Raw genomic sequence first — 231 nt, 5'->3', positions numbered from 1 at the left:
CCTTCACCTTCGATCCCGGCTTCACCTCCACGGCGGCCTGTGAATCGGCCCTGACCTATATCGACGGCGACGCGGGCGTGCTGCTGCACCGCGGCTATCCCATCGACCAGTTGGCGTCGAAATCGAACTTCCTGGAAGTCTGCCATCTGCTGCTGCACGGCGAGTTGCCGACCGCCGCACAGTTCGAGAAGTTCGAAAACAGCATCACGACCCACACGATGCTGCACGCCC

Annotated in this window: 1 protein-coding gene; it reads left to right on the top strand. The window is 62.3% G+C overall.

Going from position 1 to position 231, the window contains the following annotated elements:
- Window positions 1-231, top strand: a 231-nt coding sequence (locus CVH10_RS24900) for a citrate/2-methylcitrate synthase (protein ID WP_369336040.1), incomplete at both ends; no start/stop codon positions are given.

The organism is Halomonas sp. ND22Bw (genome assembly GCF_003011945.1).
GTDB lineage: Bacteria > Pseudomonadota > Gammaproteobacteria > Pseudomonadales > Halomonadaceae > Halomonas > Halomonas halophila.
Note: the sequence above shows the minus strand (reverse complement) of the source record. Positions and strands in the feature narration are given on the sequence as shown.